The organism is Micrococcus lacusdianchii (assembly GCF_023155805.1).
GTDB lineage: Bacteria > Actinomycetota > Actinomycetes > Actinomycetales > Micrococcaceae > Micrococcus > Micrococcus lacusdianchii.
The window spans coordinates 115,384-141,601 of sequence record NZ_JAKNUW010000004.1; the positions used below are offsets into that span (position 1 = coordinate 115,384).

General features: G+C 76.3%; 23 protein-coding genes. 5 read left to right on the forward strand and 18 right to left on the reverse strand.

Annotation, left to right across the window (positions count from 1 at the left end; genetic code table 11):
- The first annotated feature begins 45 nt into the window (after positions 1 to 45).
- Genes MA879_RS03900 through MA879_RS03910 form a run of 3 tightly spaced genes read left to right on the forward strand, consistent with a single transcriptional unit; the run spans position 46 to position 5,175 of the window.
- On the forward strand, positions 46 to 990 hold the full coding sequence (locus MA879_RS03900; RefSeq protein ID WP_248123675.1) for a hypothetical protein: 945 nt from the start codon (positions 46 to 48) through the stop codon (positions 988 to 990).
- Position 991: 1 nt separating this feature from the next.
- Positions 992 to 3,514: a CgeB family protein gene (locus MA879_RS03905; RefSeq protein ID WP_248123676.1), complete on the forward strand. Its 2,523-nt coding sequence runs from the start codon at positions 992 to 994 to the stop codon at positions 3,512 to 3,514.
- A complete protein-coding gene (locus MA879_RS03910; RefSeq protein ID WP_248123677.1) occupies positions 3,511 to 5,175 on the forward strand; it encodes a polysaccharide pyruvyl transferase family protein in 1,665 nt (554 codons plus the stop codon). The genes MA879_RS03905 and MA879_RS03910 overlap by 4 nt, the downstream gene beginning before the upstream one ends.
- 62 nt (positions 5,176 to 5,237) lie before the next feature.
- Here MA879_RS03910 and wecC read toward each other — a convergent pair whose 3' ends face one another.
- From wecC to coaD, 11 genes are all read right to left on the reverse strand, one after another.
- Complete coding sequence (gene wecC, locus MA879_RS03915) at positions 5,238 to 6,485, reverse strand: UDP-N-acetyl-D-mannosamine dehydrogenase (RefSeq protein WP_248123678.1); 1,248 nt, start codon at positions 6,483 to 6,485, stop codon at positions 5,238 to 5,240.
- Between the two features lie 72 nt (positions 6,486 to 6,557).
- Positions 6,558 to 8,768, reverse strand: coding sequence for a glycosyltransferase (locus tag MA879_RS03920; RefSeq protein ID WP_248123680.1), 2,211 nt, complete (start codon positions 8,766 to 8,768; stop codon positions 6,558 to 6,560).
- The gene (locus MA879_RS03925; protein WP_206397937.1) at positions 8,761 to 9,534 is read right to left on the reverse strand and encodes a hypothetical protein; all 774 of its coding nucleotides are present in this window, start codon (positions 9,532 to 9,534) and stop codon (positions 8,761 to 8,763) included. The genes MA879_RS03920 and MA879_RS03925 overlap by 8 nt, the downstream gene beginning before the upstream one ends.
- Positions 9,535 to 9,661: 127 nt before the next feature.
- A complete protein-coding gene (locus MA879_RS03930) occupies positions 9,662 to 10,855 on the reverse strand; it encodes a glycosyltransferase family 4 protein (RefSeq protein ID WP_248123682.1) in 1,194 nt (397 codons plus the stop codon).
- The gene (locus MA879_RS03935; RefSeq protein ID WP_248123684.1) at positions 10,845 to 11,957 is read right to left on the reverse strand and encodes an LCP family protein; all 1,113 of its coding nucleotides are present in this window, start codon (positions 11,955 to 11,957) and stop codon (positions 10,845 to 10,847) included. Before MA879_RS03935 ends, MA879_RS03930 begins: the two co-directional genes overlap by 11 nt.
- Before the next feature lie 231 nt (positions 11,958 to 12,188).
- On the reverse strand, positions 12,189 to 13,100 hold the full coding sequence (mutM, locus tag MA879_RS03940) for a bifunctional DNA-formamidopyrimidine glycosylase/DNA-(apurinic or apyrimidinic site) lyase (RefSeq protein ID WP_248123686.1): 912 nt from the start codon (positions 13,098 to 13,100) through the stop codon (positions 12,189 to 12,191).
- Positions 13,101 to 13,106: 6 nt separating this feature from the next.
- On the reverse strand, positions 13,107 to 13,838 hold the full coding sequence (gene rnc, locus MA879_RS03945; protein WP_248123688.1) for a ribonuclease III: 732 nt from the start codon (positions 13,836 to 13,838) through the stop codon (positions 13,107 to 13,109).
- A 1-nt stretch (position 13,839) separates the two neighbouring features.
- Positions 13,840 to 14,043 (reverse strand): 50S ribosomal protein L32, encoded by a 204-nt coding sequence (rpmF, locus tag MA879_RS03950; RefSeq protein WP_135028097.1) that lies wholly within the window; start codon positions 14,041 to 14,043, stop codon positions 13,840 to 13,842.
- A 2-nt stretch (positions 14,044 to 14,045) separates the two neighbouring features.
- Positions 14,046 to 14,618, reverse strand: coding sequence for a YceD family protein (locus MA879_RS03955; RefSeq protein ID WP_248123690.1), 573 nt, complete (start codon positions 14,616 to 14,618; stop codon positions 14,046 to 14,048).
- Between the two features lie 153 nt (positions 14,619 to 14,771).
- Positions 14,772 to 15,683 (reverse strand): UTP--glucose-1-phosphate uridylyltransferase GalU, encoded by a 912-nt coding sequence (galU, locus tag MA879_RS03960; protein WP_248123692.1) that lies wholly within the window; start codon positions 15,681 to 15,683, stop codon positions 14,772 to 14,774.
- A 73-nt stretch (positions 15,684 to 15,756) separates the two neighbouring features.
- On the reverse strand, positions 15,757 to 16,248 hold the full coding sequence (coaD, locus tag MA879_RS03965; RefSeq protein WP_248123694.1) for a pantetheine-phosphate adenylyltransferase: 492 nt from the start codon (positions 16,246 to 16,248) through the stop codon (positions 15,757 to 15,759).
- A gap of 105 nt (positions 16,249 to 16,353) precedes the next feature.
- Between coaD and MA879_RS03970 the strand changes: the two genes are divergently transcribed.
- Entirely contained in the window at positions 16,354 to 17,601 is a 1,248-nt protein-coding gene (locus MA879_RS03970; protein ID WP_248123696.1) for an aminotransferase class I/II-fold pyridoxal phosphate-dependent enzyme, read from the forward strand.
- A gap of 49 nt (positions 17,602 to 17,650) precedes the next feature.
- On the opposite strand, the gene rsmD is transcribed toward MA879_RS03970, so the two are convergent.
- From rsmD to MA879_RS03990, 4 genes are read right to left on the reverse strand one after another with little or no spacing between them, the layout of a single operon-like run.
- On the reverse strand, positions 17,651 to 18,214 hold the full coding sequence (rsmD, locus tag MA879_RS03975) for a 16S rRNA (guanine(966)-N(2))-methyltransferase RsmD (RefSeq protein ID WP_248123698.1): 564 nt from the start codon (positions 18,212 to 18,214) through the stop codon (positions 17,651 to 17,653).
- 3 nt (positions 18,215 to 18,217) lie between these two features.
- Complete coding sequence (locus tag MA879_RS03980) at positions 18,218 to 20,416, reverse strand: ATP-dependent DNA helicase RecG (RefSeq protein ID WP_248123700.1); 2,199 nt, start codon at positions 20,414 to 20,416, stop codon at positions 18,218 to 18,220.
- The gene (locus MA879_RS03985) at positions 20,406 to 21,455 is read right to left on the reverse strand and encodes a DAK2 domain-containing protein (RefSeq protein WP_248123701.1); all 1,050 of its coding nucleotides are present in this window, start codon (positions 21,453 to 21,455) and stop codon (positions 20,406 to 20,408) included. Before MA879_RS03985 ends, MA879_RS03980 begins: the two co-directional genes overlap by 11 nt.
- Positions 21,452 to 22,696: an LCP family protein gene (locus tag MA879_RS03990; RefSeq protein ID WP_248123702.1), complete on the reverse strand. Its 1,245-nt coding sequence runs from the start codon at positions 22,694 to 22,696 to the stop codon at positions 21,452 to 21,454. The genes MA879_RS03985 and MA879_RS03990 overlap by 4 nt, the downstream gene beginning before the upstream one ends.
- Positions 22,697 to 22,785: 89 nt before the next feature.
- Between MA879_RS03990 and MA879_RS03995 the strand changes: the two genes are divergently transcribed.
- The gene (locus MA879_RS03995) at positions 22,786 to 23,283 is read left to right on the forward strand and encodes a DUF3515 family protein (protein WP_248123703.1); all 498 of its coding nucleotides are present in this window, start codon (positions 22,786 to 22,788) and stop codon (positions 23,281 to 23,283) included.
- Between the two features lie 23 nt (positions 23,284 to 23,306).
- Here the strand turns inward: MA879_RS03995 and MA879_RS04000 are convergent, their stop codons facing one another.
- The 3 genes from MA879_RS04000 to MA879_RS04010 are packed head-to-tail and all read right to left on the reverse strand — an operon-like array spanning position 23,307 to position 26,214.
- Positions 23,307 to 24,440 (reverse strand): D-alanine--D-alanine ligase family protein, encoded by a 1,134-nt coding sequence (locus MA879_RS04000; RefSeq protein WP_135028117.1) that lies wholly within the window; start codon positions 24,438 to 24,440, stop codon positions 23,307 to 23,309.
- Positions 24,437 to 25,474 (reverse strand): NAD(P)H-dependent glycerol-3-phosphate dehydrogenase, encoded by a 1,038-nt coding sequence (locus tag MA879_RS04005; protein ID WP_248123704.1) that lies wholly within the window; start codon positions 25,472 to 25,474, stop codon positions 24,437 to 24,439. The genes MA879_RS04000 and MA879_RS04005 overlap by 4 nt, the downstream gene beginning before the upstream one ends.
- Positions 25,471 to 26,214: a lysophospholipid acyltransferase family protein gene (locus tag MA879_RS04010; protein WP_248123705.1), complete on the reverse strand. Its 744-nt coding sequence runs from the start codon at positions 26,212 to 26,214 to the stop codon at positions 25,471 to 25,473. The genes MA879_RS04005 and MA879_RS04010 overlap by 4 nt, the downstream gene beginning before the upstream one ends.
- Positions 26,215 to 26,218: the final 4 nt, after the last annotated feature.

Here is a 26,218-nt window from a genome sequence, read left to right on the forward strand (position 1 = left end):
GCAGCCGGCGCACCGGCCTGCCGTCCTCCGAAAGGCGAACCTCCCGTGCGACTGCTCCCCCTCAGCGGGCGCCTGGCCCTGGTCGGCCTGGGCCTGCTCCTCCTGGCCGGCGTGTGCGCCGCCCTCCGGTGGGGAGTGGCCGCCGGCGTCGCGGCCGGTCTCGGCGCGGCCCTCGTCGGCGGGTACCTCGTGCTCAGCGCCCGCGCCCTCACCCGCACGCTCGCCACCGCGTCCACCGCCCAGGCGCGCACGGCGCGTCGGCACCAGGACTCCGCCCGGGACCAGGCGAGCCGGCTGGAGTCGCTGGGCGACGACGTCGCCGCCCTGCGCGGCGACCTCTCGGCACTGAGGGACGAGGTCGCGACCTTGCGCACCGGGGTGCGCACCGTCGGCACGGAGGTCGCGGCCGTTGACGCACGGGGCGCGCGCCAGGCCGAGGCCCTCCTGTCCGAGGTCGCCGGCCTGCGGGCACGCGCCGAGACCGCCTCCGCCTCCCTGGACGCCGCGGCCACGGACCTCGCAGACCTCCGCCGGCGGGTCGGCGCCCCGGCGCCGGCGCGCCAGGGGTGGGACGAGCTCGCCCGACTGCGCCGCCCCGGTCCCTGCCTCGTGCTGCTGCGCAGAGAGGAGCTCGCCGCGGCCCTCGCGGGGGCGGACGAGACGACGCCGGTCCTCGTCGGCGCCGAGGCGGAGGCCGTGCTCGCCCACGGCACCCCCCACACCGTCGGCGGGGTCCTGTTCTCCCTGGAGGACGCGGCGGGCCTGCCCGACGCGCGGCTCGCGGCCCTGACCGCGGCTCTGGCCTGGCTGCGGCCCGGGGTGCCGGTCCTGGGCGTGGGCCGGCACGCGGTGCTGCTGGACGGCCAGGCGGGCGCCCTCGCCGAGCGGGTCGGCCACGACGTGGCGCCGCAGCGTCTCGGGCCCCACGTCGTGCGGCTGGCGCCGGTCGGGCCGCCGACGTTCACCTCCGCCCCCGGCGGGAAGGGCTGACATGCGGGTCGTCCTCTTCGACGCGATCCTCGAGTCGCACGTCACGGAGTCGCTGGCGCGCGCGTTCCGCGCGGCCGGCCACGAGGTCCTCTCCACGGGCCGACTCCACCACGGACACCGCTTCCGCACGGACGACGCCCTGGCCCGCACCCTGGAGCCCCACCTGGCCGCCGTCCGGGACTTCCGGCCCGACTGGGTGATCGTCTTCCGACCCGCCACCGCGCCCTGGCCGGTGCTGCGCCTGCTGCGCGGGACCGGGGCCCAGCTGGCCGTGTGGCTGTCCGACGATCCGGTGCTGTTCGAGCACTCCTACGGCCCGGTCATCGACCTCTACGACCTGGTGATGCACTGCGGCGACGCCCGCGTACTGCGCTTCCACGAGGAGCGTGCGGGCCGCCCCACGGGCGTCAACATCCCGTTCTGGACGGACCACACGGCGTTCCCGCGCGTCCACGGCGCGCTCCCGGCCGAGGCGGACGTCCTGTTCCTCGGCAACGTCACCGGCCCGGTCCGCCGCCGTCGCTACGAGCAGCTCGCCGCCATGGAGAGCCGGGTGCGCATCCACGGCGCCGTCGGCGACGATCCCGCGGGGCTGGGCGGAGGCTACCTCGACACCGACGCCGAGGTGGCGGCCGCCGCCGCCCGGGTGCGCACGGCGCTGAACATCCCCCAGGTCTTCGCCGACCACCGAGGCACGGACACCTGGTTCCCCGGCCTTGACCGGCTCGGCTCCTTCGAGGTGCCCAGCCGCGTGGTCCAGTACGCGGCGCTGGGCCTGCCCACGGTGACCGTGGACCCCACTCGCACCGCGTGCGCCTCCCTCCCCGAGCAGCACGTGGTGCCGGACGTGGCCGCCGCCGACGCCTGGGTGCAGTCCCTCATCCGAGACGACGGCCTCGCCGAGGCCGGGGAGCGCATGGCCGCCCGGTTCGACCGCTCCTTCTGCGCGGCCGCCCGCGTGCTCGCCTTCGAGTCGCTCGTGGCGGACGACTCCTGGCGCCGGCTCGACGCCCAGGAGCGGGCCACCTGGTTCCTGCAGTTCGACGGACGCACGCGCCCCTCGTCGGCCGACGGCGAGGGGTCGACATCGGTTCCAGCGCCGACGTCGACCCCGGCACCGACCCCCGTGCCGCCCACGGTCGGAGGCGGGGTCGTGGGCCGCCCGACCTCCCTCGTCCTCGTCGCCGCGCAGGCCCCGCCGCGCTTCAGCGCCCTCGACGTACTGGCACGCGAGCTGCGGGATCGGCGGCCCGAGGCCTCCGTCCGCGTCGGGGCGGAGGCCGCGGACCTGCTCACCGCCCTCCCTCCTCGCCCCGGACGGGCCGACACACACGGGATCGACGTGGACGCCCTCCTGGCCGGGATCGACGGCGGGACCGCTCCCGTACTGGTCTGCGGCGAGGGCGCCTGGCCCGATCCGGACGGGGCCGCCCGACTGCGCGCCGCCGGCGGGGCGAGCATCCTGGTGCTGCGGAGCGAGGCGGTGAACCTGGCGGACCTGGAGCGCTTCGACCTGGTCGTGGGCGTCGGCCCGGCCGCCATCGCCCAGGAGGTGCTGGTGCGGGCCCTCCCCCGCGGGGTCATGGGCCAGGGGCTCGTCGAGTCCGCCTTCCTGGACGCCCTCCGCACGATGCCGGTGCGGCCCGGGGCGGTCGTGGTCGGATCCGCCGGCGACCCCCTCGCCCTCGCACCGGACGGGGTCGGCGCCCCCGACGTCCTCACGCCCCGGGACGCGGCCGAGGCCGACGTCGCCGCGCTCGCCGAGCTGCTCTCGCGCGACACGGTGCTCCTCGAGCCCACCGTGGCGGGAGCACGCCACATCCCGTCGGCGCTGACCCCCTACGCCCTGTGCGCCGGCGCACACGTAGTCGCCCGGCGCCACCGCTCACCCACCCTGCCGCGCTGGTACCGGGACGAGGTGCGCCGGGCCGCCGACGCCGGGGAGGCCCGTGCGCGACGCGACGCCGACGCCGCGGATCCCGCCCAGGACCCGGGGCTCCGCCTGCCCCGCCAGCGCCGGGCGTTCGCGGCGGCCGCCCAGCTGGACGCCTGGTGCGCCGCCGCGCTCGGCCATGCCGCGGCGCGCCACGACGACGACGTGCCGGCCTCCGCTGCGGTCCTGCGGCCGGAGGGTGCGGTCACCGTGGCTCCCGGCGCAGAAGTGCGCCTCGACGACGGATGGGGCGAGGCCGTCGACCCGGCCCGCGGGACCGTGCGGATCGCCCTGCGGCTCGGCCCTGACGAAGCTGTTCGTGCAGTCACCCTGACCTCCGGCGGCGCGACCGTCCGCGCCGTGCTCCCCGGGGACTGCTCCCGCGCCGACCTCGTGCTCCGGCGCGCCGACCTGACCGCCCCCGGAGGAGCCGTGCTCACGCTGGCCGCCGACCCCACCGAGCCGCTGCCGCGGCAGGTCCGGCTCACCGTGGCAGCCGAGGCCTCGACGGATCCGGCCCCGCCCGCCGCGGCCCTCGACTCCCCCCTGATCGTGGTGCGTCCCGGCGCGCCGGAGAGGCGCCACCCATGACCGCTCACCCCACCGACCCCCGCCGCATCCTGATGGTGCGGGGCGGGGACCACCGCTGGGTGCGGCACGACCGCGCCCTGCTCCGCGCGCTGCAGCTGGGCGGGCACACCGTGGTGGACCTGGACCTCGGGCGTCACCCCACCGCCGTGCCCACCCCGTTCACGGAGCCGGCGCCCACCCGGCCCGTGGACCTGCGCGCGCTGGACCGACTCGTGGACCGTGCGCGTCCGGACCTCGTGCTCTTCGCGGGCGAGGCACTGCGGCCCGACCCCGCCACCGCCGCCGACCTCCGCGCCCGCGGCGCACGCCTGCTGGGCGTCGCACGCCTGCCCGAGGACGCGACGGACGAGCGAGCCGCCGAGGTGGACGGGCTGCTGGACCTCGCGGGCTCCTCCACCGCCGCGACGCGCCCCCCCGGCGGTCCGGTGACGTACGGGGACCGGATCGCCGAGACCCTCGACGCCCTCCCCGCCCCCCGGAGCCCGCGGACGCCGCCGCGCGTCGTGCTGGTCTCCGGGTACTACGGTGCCGGCAACCGCGGGGACGAGCTGTTGCTGGCCACGCTGGCCCGCACCCTGGAGGAGGGCCTGGAGGACGTCCAGGTGGTGGTGGCCGCCAACGACCCCGCCGCCGTCGAGCGGGTGCACGGCCTCCCGGCGTTCGCCCGCGCGGACCTCACCGCGGCGGAGGAGCACGCCGCCCGCGCGACCGCCGTGGTCCTGGGCCCGGGCGGGCACTGGCACGACTACTCGATCGCCGCCGCCGGGGGCCTCGCCGGCGCCTTCCGGGGCACCCGGGTCTCCCCCGCGCACATGGCCCAGCTGCCGCTGCTCGTGGCGGGGTACGGAGGCCGGGTGATCGTGCACGGGATGGGCGTCGGACCGCTGGAGGATCCCGCAGCCCGGGCGGCCGTCCGGCTCACCGGCCGGGTGAGCCACGCCGTGTCCGTGCGGGACGAGGCCTCCCGCGCGCTGCTGGAGCCGCTGGCCGCGGACTGGCCCGCGCCCGTGACCGTGGCCCCGGACGTCGTCTACGGTCTCGACCTGCCGGAGTGCGCTCCGGCAGGGGCGGAGGACGAGGGCTGGATCGCCGTGAGCCTGCGCCCCTGGGGGGACGACGCCGACCGCCGGCGCGAGCTGTTGCGGGAGGTAGTGGCCGCCGCGGCGGGGCGCGGTCTGCGGATCGTGGGCATCCCGATGCAGCCCACGGACACCGCTCCGCTCGACGAGCTGGGCGCCGTGGCGGAGGCGGAGGGCGTGCCCGTCACGATCCTCGCCGCAGACGCCCCCGACGACGACGACGTCCTGCGCGCCCTCGGGGGCGCCCAGGCGGCCGTGACGATGCGCCTGCACGCCGCACTGTTGCGCCACCGGACACGGGGGACGGCGGTCGGCCTCGCCTACGATCCCAAGGTGCTCGCGCACTTCGCCGAGCTGGGCCGCGCGGAGGACGCCCTCCCCCTCGAGGTGGATCCGGCGCTCTTCCGCGTGCGGCTGGAGGCCGCCCTCGACAGCGTGCGCCTGCCTGCCACGGCGGCCCTGGCCGTGGCGGAGCGGGAGGCGGCGGCGCGCCGGGACACGCAGCGGCTCGTGGAGATGCTCCGCCAGGCGCCCGTGACGCTGCCGGACCCGGCGTGGGTCCGGTACACGCCGCGACGCTGACGCACCCCGACGCTGGCCCCCGACGCGGACCCGCCGGGGGTCAGCGTCGGGTCAGCGGTAGGTCACCCGCGGCGCCACTGGCCGCGGGTGTCGATCACGCGCTTGCCGGCCGCGGACGGCGCGAGATCGGCGAACGCGTCATGGTCCACCAGGAGCAGGATGACGTCCGCACGGGCGATCGCGTCCGCGGCGGAGACGAGCTCCACGTTCGCCTTGCCCTGCAGCTTCGCGGGCAGCGCCTCCACGTGGGGCTCGGTCACCAGCACGGCGGAGGCGGAGAACTGGTCCGCCAGCTCCACGGCGATGTTCAGCGCCGGGGACTCGCGCAGGTCGTCGATGTTGGGCTTGAACGCCAGCCCGAGGGCCGCCACCACGGGGGTGCGGCCCGTGGCCTGCTGCACGTCGAACGCGGCGGCCTTCGCCTGGTCGATGACCCACTGGGGCTTCGCGTCGTTGATCTCGCGCGCGGACCGGATGAGGCGGGCGGTCTGCGGGGCGGCGTCCACGATGAACCAGGGATCCACCGCGATGCAGTGCCCGCCCACACCGGGGCCCGGCTGGAGGATGTTCACGCGGGGGTGGTGGTTGGCCAGCTCGATGAGCTCCCACACGTCGATGCCCTGCTCGGCGCAGATCACGGACAGCTCGTTGGCGAAGGCGATGTTGACGTCGCGGAAGGAGTTCTCCACGAGCTTGGCCATCTCCGCGGTGCGGGTGTCCGTCAGCAGGATCTCGCCCTCGCAGAACGTGCGGTAGAGGTCGCGGGCCCGCTCGGCCGCGCGCCGGGTCGAGCCGCCGACGATCCGGTCGTTGGTCACGAGCTCGACCATCACGCGGCCCGGGAGCACCCGCTCGGGGCAGTGGGCGAAGTCCAGCTCGGACTCGCGCAGCTCAGGACGCTCGGCGAAGATCACCTCGGCCATGTGCTCGGTGGCGCCGGGGGGCGAGGTGGACTCGAGGATGACGAGCTCGTCGCCGGTCAGCTGCGGGGCCAGGCCGCGGGCGGCGGCCTCGATGTAGCCCAGGTCCGGGGAGTGTCCGTCCTTGAACGGGGTCGGCACGGCGACGATGTAGGCGTCCGCCGCCGGCGTCGTCGTCGAGGCGCGGAGCAGGCCATTCTCGACGCCGCGCGCGACGAACCCGGCCAGGTCCGGCTCCACGAAGGGCACCGTGCCCGCGTTCACAGCGTCCACCGTGTGGTCCGAGACGTCCACGCCGAGCACCTTCACGCCGTTCTCGGCGAGGATGGCGGCGGTGGGCAGGCCGATGTAGCCCAGGCCGATGACGGCCACTGTGCTGATGCTGGTCACGGGGGTCCCTTCTAGGTGCGGCGGCACGCCGGGCATGGCGGAGCGCCTTGGATTCAAGTATATGAGGGCCGCTCAGAGCGCGGCCGGGGCCTCGGGGGGCCGGGGCGGCAGGACGGCGTCCCTCCACAGGTCCGCCACGACGCGCTCGTCGTAGCGCCCCACCTCGGTCCTGGCCAGGTCGGACAGGGCGGCCCAGTCCCCCTCCGCGTCGAGGATGCGCTGAGCCGCCGCCTGCGCGTCCGCGACGATCCAGCGGTCGTCGAAGACGTCGCGTGCGCCCTCGCGGTCCCAGACCACGGGCACGGCACCGGAGACCATCCCCTCGACGGGCGCGAGGTGGAAGCTCTCCGTCGCGCTCGGCGAGAGCATCCAGCCCACCTTGGTGTACCAGGTGCCCATGTCCGCCCCGAAGGGCTCGAAGGCCACGGCGTCCCGCAGCGGGCCGGCACCGAGCCGCGCGAAGAGGTCCAGGTACCCCTCGCGCTCCAGCGGCTTTCGCCACACATGGGGGTACTCCCACGGCATGCGGCCGCGGATGTGGAGGGTGAAGCGGTCGTCCTCCGCGCGCAGCCGGCCCAGGAGGTCCAGGGCTCGGTCCGGGCGTTTGAGCAGGGGGACGATCCCCACCATGCCGAGCCGGAACCGGCGGCCCTCCCGGCCGGGGCGCGCCAGGTCCGCGAAGGAGACGGCGTTCGGGATGACCCGGACGCGGGAGGGGTCGATGTCGAGAGCGTCGAGCACGTGGCCGCGGTTCATCTCCGAGACCACCACGAGGACGTCGACACGGGAGGTGTCGATGTCCTTCAGCCAGCCTCCGCGCAGCTCGAACATATGTAGCCGCACGACGAGCCGCTGGCCCGGGCGGACTCGCTGGGAGAACCACACCGCGTTCGGCCCGGCCCACTCGCACACCACGACGTCGGCCCAGTCCAGCAGCTGCTGGGAGGCGGACTCGTCGTGCTCGTGGAGGGTCTCCCATTGGTCGATGCGCAGCTCCACGTCGGGATCGGCCTGCAGCATGTCCACGAGCTCGCCGGCGAACTTGAGGTCGTGGGCGGCCAGCAGGACCTTGGTCCGGTGGCCGGACGGCCGAGCGGACGCGCGGGGTCGCTCCGCGGCGCCCACCCGCTCGAGGATCCGGCGCAGCGCCTCGGCCCGCCGGGTCATGCGGTAAGGCTCCGCCGCCGCCAGCACGTGGGCGGACAGCTCGGCCAGGTGCGGCTGGGCGGCGGCCAGCCGCTCGGCGATCTCCTCGGGGCCGTCCGCCAGGGCGTCCACGAAGAGGGGGTAGTCCCTGCCCAGGAGGTCCTCGTGGATGGTGGTGCGGTTGACCAGCGGGGGCACGCCCAGGGCGCAGCTCTCCAGCACCTTCGTGGAGATCTCGAGGGAGAGGTCGAGCGCCGGTGAGCGCCACCCCAGGGAGACGTGGGAACGGGCCATCGCGGTCATGCTGTCGGCGCGGCTCAGCGCGCCCGTCCAGGTGAGGCCCGGCGCCGGGGAGTCCAGCAGCCCCAGCATCCTGGCGGACCATCCCGGGTGCTTCGGCTCCCGGTGCACCTTGTCCCCCACCATGGTCAGGCGTGCGTCGAGGCCGCGTCCGCGGAGCCCCTCGAGGATCTGGGGCATGCGGTCGGTGCGCCAGTCATGGGCGAACTTGCCCGCGTACACGAGGTGCATCTCGCCCTCGGCGCGCTCCTCGGCCGGGAGGGGCCGCACGTCGTCGGGCACCATCGGGGAGAGCAGCTCGGTGCGCCCCGCCGCAGCGGGCACCAGGGCCTCGAGGACGGCGCGGGCGTGCTCGGTCTGGGCCAGCATGAGCCGGCTGCCCTCGGCCACGCGGCTGACCCGGCGGATCAGGGCGTCCGGGAATCCGCCGCCGATGTAGCCGTACTCGGTGATGTAGGACCACAGCTTCCCCTTGAGGCGGCCCCGCTCGACGAGCTCGAGGCACATCTCGCTGCCGCGGACGAGCACGACGTCGAAGTCCAGCTCGGCGTCGAGCGCCTCCAGGGCCTCGGCCGCGCGGGTGTGGGACATGCCGTCCTCCCCGTGACGCACGCGCGCCTCGTGGACCGTCACGCCCCGCAGCCGGCGCAGGGGTCCGCTCAGCAGGTCCCTCGTCTCCGGGGCCTTGAGCTGCACGTGCACCTGGGCACCCGTGAGCGCGAAGGCCTCGGCCAGGGAGGGCAGCCAGATGGCCGAGCCATCCATCACGTTGAGGTTGACGTCCCCGTAGAGCAGGACACGCACGGCGGACACGTTCGAGGCGGGGATCTCAGGCATGGGCGGTCTCCTCGGCGGCGGTGAGCAGGTCGGCGATCCCGTAGGGCGCGTCGCCCGGATCCTCGGAGAAGTGGACCGGCGCGCGGCGCGATCCCGGGTGGAGGGGCATCAGGGTGGACTGGCGCTGGAGCAGCAGGGCGCCGATCTCGAAGCGCTGGTCGCCGCGGACCACCAGCCAGCAGGTGGCCCCGCGTCGGGAGGCGGCGCGCACGGCGGTCATGAGCTCGAGCAGGAGGGCGACGCCGGATGTGGTGAGGGCGCCCGCCCACAGGCCGGTGAACGCCTCGAGGTCCACCACGACGGTCTCCGCCCGCGTGGCCACGGCCACGCTGGTGCCCGGCTGGAGGGCCACCACGCGGTAGCCGTCGGCCTCGAGGGAGGCGCGCAGGTCGGAGGCGAGGAGACCGACGACGGTCCGGTGCCCGGCCTCGGACCGCCCCGTGTCCACGATCCCGAGGGCCCGTTCGAGCCGGTCGCTCGCGTCCGGGTCCGTGCCGATCGCGGCCGCCCCGCGGCCGGGCACGCCCTTGGCCGCGGTGCTGGCCGCGGCTCCTCCGGCAAGGCCGAGGGCGTCGCGGGCGGTCTCGGCGTCCCTCTTGCCCGCCGCGCCCCACCGCACCCCGAAGACCCCGCGGATCTCCTGGGCGACGGGCTTGGGGAGCTGACGCAGCAGGAGGCCGCCGGTGCGGCGCAGTCGGACGCGTGCGTCCGGCGGGAGCGCGCGGGCGGCGCGCCGGAGGCCGCGCTGGATCTTGGGACCTGGCATGGAGGTGACCTGTTCTCCGAAGGGACGAGGGGACGGACGCGGAGGACCGGGGGGCACCTCGAGGGTAACAGCGCCGGTGGTCTCGCCCCGTGGACGCCGGCAGAACCCCGGGCGGCGCGCGGAGGACTCAGCGCGCGTCGGCGAGCGCCCGCAGCAGGCGCTCGTACCGCGCGGACACGGCCCGCAGGTCCGCGTGCGCGGCCACCCATGCCCGGGCCCCGGTGCCCACGTCCGTGCGGGCGGGGTCGGCGGCGAGGGCGGCGAGGTGGGCCACGAGGTCCTCGGTCCGCGGGCCCACGACGTCGGCGCCGCCGGCCGCCTCGAGGGTGCGGGCGGCCTCCCCCGTCACCAGGCCCGTGACGTGCCGGCCGACGGCGAGCACCTCGTAGGTCTTGGAGGGCACAGTGTGACGGAAGCTCGCCCAGTCCGGGCGCAGGCAGACCACGAGGGTGTCCGCCCACGCGTAGTGCTCGGGCACGCGCGTGCCCGGCACGGCGTCGAGGAACTCCACGCCGGCGTCCAGCCGCGCGTCGAGGGCCTGCAGGGCGGTCCGTCGGGTGCCCCCGCCCACGATCCGCACGCGGACCCCCGGATGGGTGCGGCGCAGCCGGGCCGCGGCCGCCACGAGACGCTCGAGGCCCTGGCTCTCCCCCAGGTTGCCCAGGTACAGCACGTGCAGCTCGCCGGGCTCCCGCCGCCGCGGCGGGGCCACGGGCACCCGGTCCACATCCACGCCGTTGCCGATCGCCACGACCCGGCGCATGCCCCGGCCGCGGAGGGTCTCGGCGAAGCCCTCCGTCACCGTCACCACGACGTCGGCCGCCCGCTGCCCGCCCGTCACCACGGCCTCCATCGCGCGGCCGAGCAACCCCGGGTGGACCCCGGCCTCGGGGGCCAGGTCCGGCCACGCGTCCCGCATCTCCACCACGAGCGGACGGCGGAGCAGCAGCGCCAGGGCGCGGCCGGCCACGATGGTGGGCAGTGCGGGCAGGGTGGCCACCACCACGTCCGGACGAGGCGCCGCCAGGCCGCGCGGGACGGCCAGGACGGCGTGGACCGCCGCGGCGGCGAACCGGCCGTTGCGGCCGCCCTCGCCGGGCAGCAGAGCCGGGGTCCGGCGCAGCCGCTCCCCGTCCTCGCCGAGCACGGTGCGCACCCCGCCCGGGGTCACCACGTCCACCTCCCAGCCGTCCGCGCGCAGGGCGGCCACCACGGCGGCCCAGCGCCGCGCCGGCGGGGTCCGGTCCGGGCGGTACGAGTGCGTGACCAGGAGCACGCGCGGGGCGCGGCCGGTCCGTCGGGCCCCTCGGTCAGCCGTCACAGACGTCCTCCCCCAGCGCCGGCGCCGGTCCGTCGGACGCCCGCCCGACGGGGGCCTGCCGCCCGGTCGCGGCGAGCACGCCGGACACGGCGCGGGCGGACAGCGCCGCGGCGGGGACCACGGCCGTGCCGGGCGCCCCGGCGGCGGCCGGCTCCTCCTCGAGGCCCAGCGCCTCGGGGTCGTGCTCCCGCAGGTAGGAGGCGACGTCGTCGCGGGCCAGGGCGTCCGCGAGGTCGCTCAGCTTCGCCTCGTCCAGGAGCACCACGTCCTCCCCGTTGGGGCCGGTGCCGAAGCCCTCCCGGGCGACCGTGGTCATGTGCAGGTCCTCGGAGTCCACACCGCGCAGCTGCCAGGCCAGGGACACGACCTCGCCCGAGGTGAGCGAGTCGTCCGCGCTCACGTGCTCGGACAGCGCCGTGACCACCTCGCCGGTGCGGGCGGGGTTGCCCAGGATGCCCGGGCTGAGGAACCGGTCCATCGCCGCGGCCACGAACCGCTGCTGGTTCTGCACCCGGACGATGTCTCCGGCGGCGAAGGCGTAGCGCTCGCGGACGTACCGCAGCGCCGCGGTGTCCGTGAGCAGGATCGGACCCCGGGGATAGTAGGAGGGGTTCACTTGACCGGAGGAGAAGGCCTGCGGATTGCACACCCGCACGCCCCCGAGCGCCTCGGTGAGGCCACGGAACCCCTGGAAGTCGATCTCCACCAGGTGGTTCACCTCGGCGCCCAGGAGCTGCTCCACGGTGTCCACCGCGAGCGGGTAGCCGCCGATGTCGAACGCGGCGTTGACCTTGGTCCGGCCGTGGCCGGGGATGTCCACGAGCGAGTCCCGCAGGATGGAGATGACGAACACCTCCTCGCGGTCAGCGGGGATGTGCACCAGCATCATCGTGTCCGAGCGCTGGCCCATGTCCGCTTCGCCCTCGCCCTCCCGCGAGTCCGACCCCAGCAGCAGGACGTCGATCGGACCGCCGTCGACCTCCGGGAGCGCGCCGGCGTCCACGGTCTGCCGGTTCTCGTCGTACGTCTGGCCGAGGAACACCGCGTACATGGCGCCCAGCCCCAGCGCGACCACCAGGAGTGAGGCGGGGACCGCGGCCACGATCGGCCACCACCGGCGCCGAGGACGGGCCGCCCGGCGTTCGCGGGGGGCACCGGGGGCGGGCTGCGGCCCCCCGACGGGACCGGGCGCCGCAGGGCGCTCCGGAGGGATCCACGACGGGGGCGGGGGCTGGGTCAATCGGAACTCCTGGTCGGTCGGTTCCTGCCAGTGTAGGGACCGGCGCGGGCGCGCGCGGCTCGGCCGGGGGTGCCGATCGGTGGGACGCGCCGGTCAGTCCTCCGCGACGCGCGGCGAGCGGCGCGGGCGGGGCTGGCACCGCGGGCACAGGTGGGAGGCCCGGTTCATGAACGGCTCCCGGACGATCACGCCGTCCCGGCCCTGATCCGCGCACCGCCGGCACGCTCGGCCGGTCCGGCCGTAGGCCTCGAGCGAGCGGGCGAAGTACCCGGAGCGCCCGTCCACGTTGACGTAGAGCGCGTCGAAGCTGGTCCCGCCCACCGCCAGCGCGCGGCGCATCACGTCCTGGACGGCGCCGAGCACGGCGCGGGTCTGGGGGCGGGCCATGCGCTCGGTGGGCCGCTCCGGGTGCAGGCGCGCGGCCCACAGCGCCTCGTCGGCGTAGATGTTGCCGATCCCGGAGACCAGGGTCTGGTCGAGCAGCGCCCGCTTGAGGGTGGAGCGGCGCCGCACCAGGCGGCGGTGGACCTCGTCGGCGTCGAAGAGCGGGTGCAGCGGGTCCAGGGCGATGTGCGCCGCCGAGGCGGGGACCGCGTCCCCCGACGCCGGGTCCTGGACCACGGGGTCCAGCCACCAGCCGCCGAAGATCCGCTGGTCCACGAACCGCAGCTCGTGGTCCGAGCCGTCCACGGAGCGCACGGGCAGCCGCAGGCGCAGGTGACGCTGGTCGGGCGCGCCGGGCTCGTCCACCCGCACCTGCCCGGACATGCCCAGGTGCACCACCACGGCGTCCTCGCCCCCGGCCAGCGGCAGCCACAGGAACTTGCCACGCCGCGCGGGTTCGGCGAGCTCCGCGCCGGCCAGCCGCTCGCGCAGGGCCTCGGCGCCGCCGGGGCTGCGGCGCACCGAGCGCGGATCCAGGACCTCGAGCTCGCCGGCGGTCGCCCCGGCGGCCCAGCGGGCCATGCCGCGGCGGACCACCTCGGCCTCGGGCAGCTCGGGCACGGCGGCTCAGCCCCGCCGCACGGGCAGCGTGGCCTCGAGGGCGGGCCAGCCCTCGGCGGCGGCGTCCCGCTCGGCCTGCTTCTTCGAGCTGGACACGGCGGAGCCGTACGTGCGGCCCCCCACCGTGAGGGTCGCCTGGAAGCGGGGGTCGTGGGCGGGGCCGCGGCCCTCGATCACGTACCGCACCTCACCCAGGCCGTGCCGCGCGGCGGCCTCGGCCACCACGGTCTTCCAGTCGGTGCTCTCCCGCATCAGGTCCGGCTCGTCCAGCAGCGGCACGACGTGCCGGTGGATCAGCGCGGCCGCGGCGACGGACCCGTGGTCGCGGTACACCGCGCCGATCAGGGCCTCGAGGGTGTCCGCCAGGATCGAGTCCTTGTCCGCGCCGCCGCTGCGGGTCTCACCGGCGCCCAGGCGCACGAAGCGGCCGACGCCGATGCGGCGGGCGACCTTCGCCAGGGCACGGGTGGACACGACGGCGGCGCGCCGACGGGCGAGGTCGCCCTCGCTGAGGTCCGGGTGCACGGAGAAGAGGTGGTCGGTCACCACGAAGCCCAGGACCGAGTCCCCGAGGAACTCGAGGCGCTCGTTGGTGGGCAGGCCCCCGTGCTCGTAGGCGTAGGAGCGGTGCGTCAGAGCGCGCTCGAGCGTCTCGGGGGCGATGTGCACCCCGAGACGCTCGAACAGCTCGGCGGGCTCCGGCGAGGCCGGAGCCCGCCGGCTCTGGGAGGACGCCATCTCAGGCGTCGGCGACCTTGCGGCCCTTGTACTCGAAGAACAGGGGGGTGCCGGCGGCGTCGGTCTTCAGCTCCGCCTGGTGCGGCATGCGGTAGGACACGCGGCCGTTCTCCACGGTCTTGACGAGGGCGGGAGCCTCCGCCTTCCACTGGGAGCGGCGGGAACGGGTGTTGGAACGGGACATCTTCCGCTTCGGGACTGCCACGGTTATCTCTCTTCTGTCTCGGTGTTGGAGGTCTCTGGGGTGCCCGCGAGGGCGGCCAGGGCGGCCCAGCGCGGATCCACCCGCTCGTGGCCGTGCCCGGGGGGCGCGTCCTCGAGCCGGATGCCGCAGTCGGCGCACAGCCCCTCGCAGTCCGGCCGGCACAGCGGCCGGAACGGCAGGGCGGTCACCACGGCGTCCCGGAACACGGGTTCCAGGTCCACGGTCTCGTGCTCCACGAGCGGCTGCTCGTCGGCGCCCTCGGCGGGCGGCGCGGCGAGGTACAGCTCCTGCAGGTCCACGGTGATCCCCTCGTGCAGCGGCAGCAGGCACCGGCTGCACTCGCCCGTCAGGTCCGCGTGCGCGGTGCCCGTGACGAGCACGCCCTCGTGGACGGCCTCGAGGCGCAGCTCGAGGTCCACGGGGTCGCCCTCGGGGATGCCCAGCATGGGCAGGGACACGGCCGCCGGTGAGGGCAGCCGCAGGGTCAGCTCGCGCTGGAGCCCCGCGCCGCGCGCGAGGTCGCGCACGGAGAGCACCCATCCGGAGGTCCGGTCACGGGGCACGGTCGTGTCCATCACGGCTCCTCGTCGTCGGGCGGGCGGGGGTGGTCGTCCCGAGCGGGACGGTCGGTCGGCGGCGGGCACGCGTGTCCGCACGGCGGGACCGACGGCCCATCCTACCGGGTCGCGGCGCGCTGTCCAATGCGGGCGGCGGGACCGCGCGTCGCCTCAGAGCCTGGCCGCGAAGTCCTTGACCCAGGCGCGCAGGTCCGAGCCGAGCTCGGGGTGCTCCACCCCGAGCTCCATGACGGCCTGCAGGTAGCCGAGCTTGTCGCCCGTGTCGTACCGGCGGCCGTCGAAGACCACGGCGTGCACGCCGTACCCCTCGCTCTCGCCGGCGGCGAGGGTCTGCAGGGCGTCCGTCAGCTGGATCTCGCCGCCGCGGCCCGGGGCGGTCCGGTCGAGGACGTCGAAGACCTGCGGCGCCAGGACGTACCGGCCGATCACGGCCAGCCGGGACGGGGCGTCCTCGCGGGCCGGCTTCTCCACGAGGCCCGTCACCCGGACCACGGACGCGTCCTCGCCCTCGACGGGCTCCACGGCGGCCACGCCGTACGCGGACACCGACTCCTCCGGCACCTCCATGAGGGCCACCACGGAGCCGCCCAGGCGCTGCTGGACGTCGATCATGTCGGACAGCAGGCTCTCCTGGGCGCCGATCAGGTCGTCGCCCAGCAGGACCGCGAAGGGCTCGTCGCCCACGTGGCGGCGGCCGCAGCCCACGGCGTGGCCCAGGCCCAGGGCCTCGCCCTGACGGACGTAGTGCAGGTGGCCCACCAGGTCGGACGCCCGGATGGCCTCGATGCGCCGCGTGTCCCCCTTGGCCTCGAGCGTCCGCTCCAGACCGGGGTGCCGGTCGAAGTGGTCCTCGAGGGCCCGCTTGTTGCGGCCGGTGATCATGAGGACGTCGGAGAGGCCGGCGTCGATCGCCTCGGAGACGACGTACTCGATGGCCGGCCGATCCACCACCGGCAGCATCTCCTTGGGCATGGCCTTGGTGGCCGGCAGGAAACGGGTGCCGAGGCCGGCGGCGGGGATGACCGCCTTGCGGGTGCGGGGGCGCGGGGTCTGCTCGCTCATCGGGTGGTGCTCCTGGGGATGGGGATGGGGTGGTCGTAGAGGCGGGTCGAGGGGACGGCGGGGCGGGCCGCGGTCACGGTCTGTGGTGGCCGGAGCCGGTCTCACTCAAGGCGGAGAGCACGGCGGTGGGCACCAGAGCGGAGACGTCGCCGCCGAGGCCGTTGACCTCCTTGATCAGGGAGGAGGACAGGTGGACGTAGCGGGCGTCCGCCGGCAGGAACACGGTCTCCACGCCGGTGAGGTGGCGGTTCATCGCCGCCATCGGCGTCTCGAACTCGAGGTCCGGGCCGTTCCGCAGCCCCTTGACGATGGCGCCGGCGCCCACCTCGCGGCAGAACTCGGCGAGCAGGCCCGGGCCCATGGCCTGCGCGCGCACGCCCGCCAGGCCGGAGACGGTGGCGCGGATCAGCTCCAGGCGCCGCTCGGTGCTGAACCGGTACCGCTTGGCGGGGTTGTCGGAGACCGCCACGATCACCTCGTCGAACAGGTTCGCGGCACGGACGATCACCTCCACGTGACCCTTGTGGAGGGGGTCGAAGGAACCGGGACACACGGCACGGCGCATGGGACAGACACTATCCCACCCCCAGCCCCCGCCACCGTCCGAGCACGCCCCGTCGGAGGCGACGGGACCGTGGGGCGGCGGGCCCGCAGTGGCTACAGTGCGCCCATGGACGCCGCCACCCCCGCACCCGCCCTCCGCGCCCCCGACACCCGCCTCGCAGGCCCGTGGCGGGCGGCCTCGGCCGCCGCCGGCCTGCTGCGGGACGGCGAGCCGACGCCCACGGTCTTCGAGGAGACGACGGCGCGGGCGCTCCGTCACGACGCCGTGAACCTGGGCCAGGGGTTCCCCGACGCCGACGGGCCCGCCGCGCTCCTGTCCCTCGCCGCGGACGCCGTCCTGGCCGGGCCCAACCAGTACGCCCCCGGCTCCGGGCGGGCCGACCTGCGCGAGGCCGTGGCGTCCGACCGCGCACGCCGCCACGGGGTGCGCGAGGACCCGGCCACCCAGGTGCTCGCCACCACGGGCGCCACCGAGGCGATCGCCGCCGTCGTGCTGGCGCTGGTCTCCCCCGGGGACGAGGTGGTGACCGTGGAGCCGTTCTACGACTCCCACGCCGCCGCGATCGCGCTGGCCGGCGCGCGGCACGTCACGGTGCCCGTGCACGCCCCCGACTTCCTGCCGGACCCCGCGGAGGTGGCCGCGGCCCTGACGGACCGCACCCGCCTGCTGATCCTGAACACGCCCCACAATCCCTCCGGCGCGGTCTACCCCCGGGCCCTGCTCGAGGAGATCGTGGCCGCATGTGCCGCCCGGGGCGTCCTGATGCTCTCGGACGAGGTCTACGAGCATCTGGTCTACGACGGAGAGCACGTCACCCTGCGCTCCGTGGCCGGGGCCGAGGACATCGCCCTGACGGCCTCGAGCGCGGGCAAGTCCTTCGCGGTGACCGGCTGGAAGGTGGGCTGGCTGACGGGCCCGGCGGACCTGGTGGCCGCGGTCCGCGGGGTCAAGCAGTTCCTGACCTACTCCTCCGGCCCCGCCTACCAGCAGGCCGTGGCCGCCTTCCTGCCCGACGCCGAGCCGCACCTGGCGGACCAGCGGGAGCGGTACCGGGCCGCCCGGGACTCTCTCGTGGCGGGGCTGCGCGAGGTGGGCCTGGCCCCCGTGGTCCCGGCCGCGGGCTACTTCACGGTGGTGGACCTGGCCCCCTGGGGCGTGGCGGACGCCGCGCAGGCCGCGCGGGACTGGCCGCGTGAGGCGGGCGTGGCGGGCATCCCCGTCTCGGCGCTGTGCCGCCCCGACGGCGGGCACCTGCGCTCGTGGCTGCGGCTGGCCTTCTGCAAGTCCCCCGCCGAGATCGACCGCGCCGTGGAGCGCCTGGCCGCCCACGCCGGCCGGCTGAGCGGCCGCTGAGCGCCGCCCCGCCCATCGGCGCCCCGCCCGGCACCGGACGGCGGGGGCCTCAGCGCTCGTCCTGCCACAGGTGCAGGGCGGTCTCCCCGTAGACGCGCACGTCCACCTCCTCCAGCCCGGCCGGGCGCCGGGGGGCCGCGTCCCGCGCGGAGCGCTCGAGCACCATCAGGCCCCCCGGGGCCAGCTGCGCCGCGGCGGCCGCCAGCACCGCCTCGAAGGCCGGCCCGGACTCCGGATACGGCGGGTCCGCGAGGATCAGGTCCACCGGCTCGCCGCCGGCCGCGAGCGCCTGCTCCACGGTCGATGCGCGGACCTCCACCACGCGCGCCCCGAGCACGCGGTTGAGCGCGTCGGCGTTGGCCCGGCACGCCTCCACGGCGCGCCGGGCCCGCTCCACGAGGACGACGTGGGCGGCGCCGCGGCTGGCGGCCTCGCAGCCGAGCGCCCCGGACCCGGCGTAGAGGTCCAGCACGCAGGTGCCGTCGAGCCAGTCGCGCGCCTCGAGCCAGGAGAACAGCGCCTCCTTGGTGCGGTCCGTGGTCGGCCGGGTGCCCGTGCCGGGCACCGAGCGCAGGGGGCGGCCGGCGGCGGCGCCGGCGATGATCCGGGACATGGCTCAGCCCTTCTCGAGGTAGTCGGCGGCGGTCAGGTGCTCGGCCTCCCAGCGGGTCACCTCAGCGGCGAGGGCCGGGTGGGCCGAGAGCCCGTCGCCGGCGGCCATGACGTCCGCGACGACGTCGGCCGCCAGGGCGATCAGGGGCGCGTCGGCGAGCACGTCCACGTGCGTCAGGCCCGAGGCCAGCCCCGACTGGGCGGCGCCGAGGACGTCGCCCACCCCACGCTGGGCGAGGTCGGCCTGGGCGATCCGCATCCCGTCCTGCGTGGCCTCGAGGACCTCGAGCCGCCGCAGGGAGGGGTGCTCGTCCGGCAGGCGGGTGGCCAGCAGGCAGATCGCCGCGCCGGGGCCGCGGCCCACGCGCCCGCGCAGCTGGTGCAGCGTGGACAGGCCGAAGTCGTCCGCATCCAGCACGGCCATGACCGTGGCGTTGGGCACGTCCACGCCGACCTCCACCACGGTGGTGGCCACGAGGACGTCCAGTTCCCCGGCGGCGAAGGCGCGCATCGCGGCGTCCTGCTCGGCCTGGTCCATGCGCCCGTGGACCGTGCCGATCCGCAGGCCCGCCAGGCCGGGCAGCGCGCGCAGGCGGGGCGCCATCTCCTCGACGTTGGCGTGGCCGGGGTCGGCGTCGTCGGGGTCGATGCGCGGGCACACCACGAACGCCTGGTGCCCGGCGGCCACGTGCTCGGCGATCACCTCCCACACGCGGGCGATCACGCGCGGCCCGTGGGCCATGCGGGCCACGTGCGTGGCCACGGGCTGGCGGCCGGAGGGCAGGCCCTCGAGGACGGAGAGGTCCAGGTCCCCGAACACGGTCATCGCCACCGACCGTGGGATGGGGGTGGCGGACATGACCAGCAGGTGCGTGCCGGGGTTGGCCCGGCGCAGCGCCTCGCGCTGGTCCACGCCGAACCGGTGCTGCTCGTCCACCACGGCCAGGGCCAGGTCGGCGAAGGCGACCTTCTCCGAGAGCAATGCGTGGGTCCCGACGGCGATCCCAGCCTGCCCGGAGGCCAGCTTCAGCAGCGCCTCCCGACGCGCGGGCGTGCGCTGGGAGCCGGTCACCAGGACCACGTCCACCGCCGGCCCCTCCCCGGCCGCGGAGGACAGGATCCCGGCGTCCCGCGCGAGCGGGCCCAGCAGCGCCAGCAGCGCCCGGTGGTGCTGGGCGGCGAGCACCTCGGTGGGCGCCACGAGCGCCGCCTGGCCGCCGGCGTCCACGGCCTGGAGCATGGCCCGCAGCGCCACGAGGGTCTTGCCCGCGCCCACGTCCCCCTGCAGCAGCCGGCTCATGGGTGCGGTGCCGGCGAGCTCCGCGGCGAGCTCCTCGCCCACCGCCACCTGACCGGGGGTGAGCGCGAACGGCAGACGGGCGTCCAGCGCGTCCAGCAGCCCGCCGGCCAGGCGCGGGCGGGCGACGGCGGCCCGCTCCCGCTCCCGGGCGCGGCGCCAGGCCAGGGCCGCCTGGGCCACGAGGGCCTCGCGCAGGGCGAGGGCGGTGCGTGCCGGTCCGGTCTGCGCGAGGTCCTCCGGGGCGTGCAGGGACCGGTAGGCGTCCGCGGTGGAGGGCAGCGGCGCCGGCAGGTCTAGGACGTCCGCGGCGCGCTCCCGGATCGACGGGGTCAGCAGCTCCGGCACCGCGTCGAGGTCCACGTCCTCGAGGACGCGCGCGGCGGCGGAGCGCACCGTCCAGCTGGGCAGCTTCCCCGTGGCCCGGTAGAGCGGCACGGGACGCACGTCGACCTCGCCGGGGGCGACGTCGTCGTCCAGCAGGGCGAAGTCCGGGTTGTTCAGGGTGACCGCACCGCGGTAGAGCGTGGTGCGCCCCTGGAACATCGCGGTGACCCCGGGGGCCAGGCGGCGCTTCGCGTCGTGGCCGTTGAAGAACGCCATGGACAGGCTCGCCCCCGCCACCCCCTCGACCGAGGGGTCCGCCACGGTGACGTCCACGATGAACCCGGCGCGACTGCGCATGCGGCGCGTGCCCACCGACTCCACGCGGGCCACCACCGTGACCTCGGCGTCCACCGGCAGCGCGGCGATCGGGGTGAGCTCGCCGCGCTCCACCCACCGGCGCGGGGTGTGGTCCAGCAGCTCCCCCACCGTGGTCAGGGACAGCTCCGCGGCCAGCCGCGCCGGCAGCCGCCCGGAGAGCACCTCCTCCAGCGGGGTGTCCAGGACCGACTCAGCCGGCATGGCGCTCCGGGGAGCCGGGCCCCTCGCCGCAGGAGGGCTCCGCGGCGGACCGCTCCGGGTGGGCGTGGCCCGCGCGGAGGTCGGCCACGGTGACCCCGCGCGGCTCCGCGTCGGCGTGCAGCACGTCGAGGGCGTCCTCGGCCCGGCGCACGTGCACGTGCACGCGCCACGGCAGCCGCCCGGCGTCGTCCGCCGTGCGCGTCACCGGCGCGAGGATCACGGAGTCGCCCACCTCCTCGAGCCGCTGGCGGAGCAGTGCCGCCTGCAGCGGCGCGAGCTCCAGGGTGCACATCACCTCCACGGCGGCGCCCCCGGGCTCCGACGCCGGCGCCGGGGCCGCCGCGTCCGCATCGCCCGGCCCGTCCGCGTAGCCGTGCAGGGCGGCGGCGACGTCCAGGTCCGCTCCCCCGCCCACGACCTCGGCGCGCAGCGCCTCCAGGACCCACAGGGCGCCCACGGCGCCGGCGTCCACCACGCGCGCCCGCGTCAGCGGCGCCAGGCGGCTCTCCGTCTCCTCGACGGCACGACGGGCGTCGCCCACCATGGCGGTGACGGCCGCGGACAGCCGCTCGGCCGGGTCCGGCTCCCGCGCCGGGGCGGCCGCGCTCGCCTCGAGCGAGTCGGCTGCGGCGGAGAGCACGGAGAGGATGGTGCCCTCGCGCGGATCGGACAGGGCGGCCCGGGCGGCCCGATCGGCGCCACGCATCGCCCGCGCGAGGGCCGCCGGGTGGGCCTGCGTGACTCCGCGCAGCGGCTCGGCGGCGCCCGTGAGCGCCACCGCGAGCAGGGTCCCCGAGTTGCCGCGGGCGGCGTCGAGGGCCGCGGTGCCCGCGCGGGCCACGGTCTCCGCCAGGTCGGCCCCGGGAGCCTCCGCCTCCACGGCCCGCAGGGCCGCCAGCAGGGTGGCGTGCATGTTGGTGCCCGTGTCCGCGTCGGGGACGGGGAACAGGTTGAGGGCGTCCAGACGCGGCGCCGCGGCCCCCAGGAGGGCCTCGGCGCGGGCCAGCCAGCGCACGACGGCGCCCCCGGCGGGGCTCACCGTCCCCCGCCCCCCTGACCGGTGCGGATCTGGCGGCCGACCTCGGCGATGCCGGCCCAGTCGGGCCACACGACGTCCTGCCCGTCCGGGGTGTCGCCGACGCCGGCCGTCGGGGCCGTGGACGTGCGGATGTCCCCGCCGCGCACGTCCCGCAGGGACCAGGCCAGGGCGGCCAGGTCAGCGGAGCCGAGGGAGTCGTCGAAGGTCAGGTACGGGGAGAAGCGCTCCACCGACTCCTGGACCCGGGCCGGGCTGGAGAGGGTGTCGAGGGAGAGCGCCTTGGCCACGATCGCCTTCACGAGGCGCTGCTGGTTCTCCACGCGGTCGAAGTCGCTGCGGGGCAGGTTGTAGCGCTCGCGGGCGTAGACGAGCGCGTCGGCGCCGTCCATCTCCACGGCCCCCTGCGGGAACTCCTGGCCGTTGCTCGCGGTGAACGCCACCGGGTTGTCCACGGTGACCCCGCCGAGTGCGTCCACGAGGCCCTGGAAGCCGGCCATGTCCACCGCCACCACGTGGTCCACGCGCGCCTGGAACATGTTCTCCACGGTGGCCACGGTCAGCGGGATGCCCCCGTACTGGTAGGCGGCGTTGACCTTCGCGTCCCCGTGGCCGGGGATCGGCACCCAGGTGTCGCGCATGATGGACATGACCTGCACGTCCTGCCGGTCCCCCGGCACGTGCACCCACATGAGGGCGTCCGAGCGGCCCGAGGGGTCACGGCCCTCGGTGCCGGAGTCCTCACCGACGAGGAGGAAGTCCACCGCCTCGCCGTCCACGACCTCGTCCGCGGCGGGCGCCTGCGGTCCGGCGAGGGCGGCCTGCGGGTCCACGCCCGCCGGCACCGGGCCGGGCGGCGGGGCGGTGGGCGAGAAGACGGACCCGCGGCCGGCTCCGGCTGCGCCGGCGCCCTCCGAGCCGGCATCGCCGCCCGCTCCGTCGCCGGTGCCCTCGGAGGCCGTGCCGTCCGAGCCGGCGGCACCGGTCCCGGAGGAGGCGCCGCCGGTCCCGGAGGAGGCGCCGCCGGCGGCCGCGCCCGGCTCGGCCGGACGGAGGCTCTCCTCGGGGAACGCGTTCTGGTCGAACCGCTGCACGCCCTGGTCCACGGAGCGGCCCAGGCCCATGATCCACACGGCCGCGGCCACGGCCAGGGCCAGCAGGAGGGCCAGCAGCACGGCGAGCACCACCAGGACGGGGCGTCGACGACGGCGGGGGCGGTGCGCGCGGGCGGCGGCACGGGACATGGGCATGACTCCTGGGACGGGGACGCGGCGCACGGGCCGACGGGGTCCCGCCCATGCTAGCCGCCGCGGGGCCCGCCTATCCTGGGACGATGCACTCCCCCGCCTCCCCTCCCCCGGCCCGGCGCGGCCCGGTCGCCACGCTCTTGGGCGCCGCCGCCGTCCTCCTGACCGCCTGCGGTGCGGGCACCGTGACGGTGGAGGCCGCCCCGCACGCCGCGGACCCGGCCTGTGCGCCCGCCATGGTGGCGATGCCGGACGCGATCGGCGACCACGCCCTGCGCGCCACGGACAGCCAGGCCACGGCCGCGTGGGGCGAGCCGGCCGCCGTCGTGCTCCGGTGCGGCGTGCCGGTGCCGGGGCCCACCACGGACCGGTGCGTGTCCGTGGAGGGGGTGGACTGGGTGGTGCGGGACGAGGCGGAGAACTGGCGCCTGACCACCTACGGCCGCGACCCCGCCGTCGAGGTGCTGTTCACCAAGACCGGGACGAGCTCCGACACCGTGATGACGGCGCTCGGCTCGGCCGTGGAGCAGATCCCCGCTGAGCGCGGCTGCGTCAGCCTCGCCGACGCGACGCCCGTGGGCTGAGGCCCGCGGGCCGGGGCGCCGGCTCAGTGCAGGCCGACGCCCCGCTCGAGGGCGAGCTCGAGCAGCTCGGTGATCAGCTCGGGGTAGGCGATCCCGGTCCGCTCCCACATGGCCGGGTACATGCTGATGGGGGTGAACCCCGGCATGGTGTTGATCTCGTTGACCACCCAGCGCCCGTCCGGCGTGAAGAAGAAGTCGCAGCGGCCCAGGCCCGCGCCGTCCACCGCCTCGAACGCGCGCACCGCGAGGGAGCGCAGGCGCTCGATCTCCTCCTCCGGCAGCTCCGCCGGGCAGGAGAGCTGGGCGGCCTCCCGGTCCTGGTACTTGGCCTCGAAGTCGTAGAACTGGTGGCCGGCGTCGGCCCCCTTCACCACGATCTCCCCGGGCAGGGACGCCCGCGGGGCGTCCCCGGCGCGGCCGTCCAGCACGGCGCACTCGATCTCCCGGCCGAGGATGCCGGCCTCCACCACGACCTTCGGGTCGAAGCGGCGGGCCTCCTCGACCGCGGCGCGCAGGTCCTCGGGGGACTCCACCTTGGTGATGCCGAAGGAGGAGCCGCCGCGGGCGGGCTTGACGAACAGCGGGTACGCGAGGGCGCCCGCGCGGGCGAGGGCCGCCTCGGGGTCGCGCCGCCACTGGCGGTCGGTGACGGTCTCCCACGGGCCCACCTCGAGGCCGGCGGCCTCGAACGCGACCTTCATGAAGTGCTTGTCCATGCCGACGGCGGAGGAGAGCACCCCGCACCCCACGTACGGCAGGCCGAGGGTCTCGAACATGCCCTGCAGCGTGCCGTCCTCGCCCCACGGGCCGTGCAGGAGCGGGAACACGACGTCCACCGCGCCCAGGTCCTCCCCGTCCCCGCCCACGAGCTCGACCGCGCCGTCCGGACGGGCGCGCAGCGACACCGGGCGCTCCGGCTCGGGCACGGCGGGGAGCTCGCCGCCGTCGAGGGCGAACGCGGCCGCGTCCACCTCGCCGTGGGACCACAGCCCGGAGGGGGCGACGCCGACGGGCACCACGTCCCAGCGCTCGGGGTCGGCGGCGTGCAGCACGCCCGCGGCCGTGATGCAGCTGATGGGGTGCTCGCTCGAGCGCCCGCCGAACAGCAGCAGCACGCGGGGCCGGCGGCCCGCGGCGGTGGGGATGGTCCGGGTCATGCGTGTCGTCCTTCCGACTTCAGGTCACGGGCCAGGAGCAGGCCGGCCAGACGGTGCACGTCCAGCTCTCCGGCCACGAGGCGGTCCATGGCCTCGCTGATGGGCATCTCGACGCCGTGGGCCCGGGCGACGTGCACGACGGCGGACACGGACTTGATGCCCTCGGCGGTCTGGCTCATGGCGGCCACCGCCTCGTCCGCCGACAGGCCGGTGCCCATGAGGCGTCCGGCGGAGCGGTTGCGGGACAGCGGCGAGGCGCACGTGGCCACGAGGTCGCCGAGGCCCGCCAGTCCCGCGAGCGTGGCCGGCTCCGCGCCCAGGGCCACGGCCAGGCGGGTGGTCTCGGCGAGCCCGCGCGTGATGACGGAGGCCTTCGAGTTGTCCCCGAGGCCCTGCCCGTCGCAGATGCCCACGGCCAGGGCGATCACGTTCTTCACGATGCCGCCGATCTCCACGCCCACCACGTCCGTGTTGGTGTAGGGGCGGAACGTGCGGCCGGCCACGAGCGCGGCCACGCGCTCCGCGGTGGCCGCGGATGCCGAGGCCACCACCGTGGCGGTGGGCTCGCCGCGCGCGATCTCGAGGGCGAGGTTGGGCCCGGAGACCACGGCGAAGCGGTCCGGGCTGAGCCCGAGCTCCTCGGTGCACACCTGGGACGGGCGCGCGTCGGTGCCGCGCTCGAGGCCCTTCATCAGGGACACCACGATCGCGTCCGGGGCCACCGCGTCCGCGATCGAGCGCAGGGCGGCACGGGCGTGCTGGGCGGGCAGGGCCACCACGACGACGCCGGCGCCGGCCACGGCCTCACGGGCGTCGGTCACGGCCCGCAGGCTCTCCGGCAGCGAGATCCCCGGCAGGTACTGCGGGTTCGCGTGGTCGCCGTTGATCGCCTCCGCCACCTCCGGGCGGCGGGACCAGACGACGACCTCGCGGGCCCGGTCCTGCACGTTGCCGGTGGCCGTGGCCACCACGCGCGCGAAGGCGGTGCCCCAGCTGCCGGCCCCGAGGACCGCCACGGTGCGCGGGTCGCTCATGACGACGCGTCCTGCCGCCGCCCCGTGCGCGGATCCCAGCGGCCGTCCGGGGCGGGCTCGCCGCGCAGCTCGGCGACCAGCTGCGTGATGGCGTCCATCATGCGGTCGGTGCCGGTGCGCAGCACGGCGGCCGTCAGGGGTCGGTCGCGCAGGTCGGACAGGTCCACCGGGTGACCGACCCGCATCCGCGCGGTCCTGCGCGGGAACGGCCGGAGGGAGCGGCTCGGGTACGGCAGGAGCTCCTGGATGCCCCACTGACCCACCGGGACCAGCGGGGCGCCCGTCTGCAGCGCCAGGCGCGCCGCGCCGGTGCGGGCGGTCATGGGCCACCCCTCGGGGTCGCGCGTCACCGTGCCCTCGGGGTAGACGACGATCACCCGGCCCGAGGCGAGGGCCTGCCGGGCCGCCTCGAGCGAGCGGCCGCCGTCGCGGGTGCGCTCCACGGGGATCATGCGGGTGGCCTGCAGGGCCTGCCGGAGCACGGGCACCTTCCAGAGCTCGGTCTTGGCCATGATCGTGGGCAGCAGCCCCTGGTTGTAGACCATGTGGGCCACCGAGAGCGGGTCGATCTCGGAGATGTGGTTCACGGCCAGGATCGCGCCGTCGCGCGGCAGGCGCTCCGTGTGCTCCCACTGCTGCCGCACGAGCGCGCGCATCGCCGGACGGATCACCGCGGCAGGCGCCACGTAGCCGAGGCGCTCCGCCCGCGTCGGGCGGCCGGAGCCGGACCGGGGACCCACGAAG

Bases quoted from the DNA above. Each gene is read 5' to 3' on its own strand.
- MA879_RS03905 (WP_248123676.1), top strand. From the start codon at position 992: ATGCGGGTCGTCCTCTTCGACGCGATCCTCGAGTCGCACGTCACGGAG.
- MA879_RS03910 (WP_248123677.1), top strand. From the start codon at position 3,511: ATGACCGCTCACCCCACCGACCCCCGCCGCATCCTGATGGTGCGGGGC.
- MA879_RS03920 (WP_248123680.1), bottom strand. From the start codon at position 8,768: ATGCCTGAGATCCCCGCCTCGAACGTGTCCGCCGTGCGTGTCCTGCTC.
- MA879_RS03925 (WP_206397937.1), bottom strand. From the start codon at position 9,534: ATGCCAGGTCCCAAGATCCAGCGCGGCCTCCGGCGCGCCGCCCGCGCG.
- rnc (WP_248123688.1), bottom strand. From the start codon at position 13,838: ATGGCGTCCTCCCAGAGCCGGCGGGCTCCGGCCTCGCCGGAGCCCGCC.
- MA879_RS03955 (WP_248123690.1), bottom strand. From the start codon at position 14,618: ATGGACACGACCGTGCCCCGTGACCGGACCTCCGGATGGGTGCTCTCC.
- galU (WP_248123692.1), bottom strand. From the start codon at position 15,683: ATGAGCGAGCAGACCCCGCGCCCCCGCACCCGCAAGGCGGTCATCCCC.
- coaD (WP_248123694.1), bottom strand. From the start codon at position 16,248: ATGCGCCGTGCCGTGTGTCCCGGTTCCTTCGACCCCCTCCACAAGGGT.
- MA879_RS03970 (WP_248123696.1), top strand. From the start codon at position 16,354: ATGGACGCCGCCACCCCCGCACCCGCCCTCCGCGCCCCCGACACCCGC.
- rsmD (WP_248123698.1), bottom strand. From the start codon at position 18,214: ATGTCCCGGATCATCGCCGGCGCCGCCGCCGGCCGCCCCCTGCGCTCG.
- MA879_RS03980 (WP_248123700.1), bottom strand. From the start codon at position 20,416: ATGCCGGCTGAGTCGGTCCTGGACACCCCGCTGGAGGAGGTGCTCTCC.
- MA879_RS03990 (WP_248123702.1), bottom strand. From the start codon at position 22,696: ATGTCCCGTGCCGCCGCCCGCGCGCACCGCCCCCGCCGTCGTCGACGC.
- MA879_RS03995 (WP_248123703.1), top strand. From the start codon at position 22,786: ATGCACTCCCCCGCCTCCCCTCCCCCGGCCCGGCGCGGCCCGGTCGCC.
- MA879_RS04000 (WP_135028117.1), bottom strand. From the start codon at position 24,440: ATGACCCGGACCATCCCCACCGCCGCGGGCCGCCGGCCCCGCGTGCTG.
- MA879_RS04005 (WP_248123704.1), bottom strand. From the start codon at position 25,474: ATGAGCGACCCGCGCACCGTGGCGGTCCTCGGGGCCGGCAGCTGGGGC.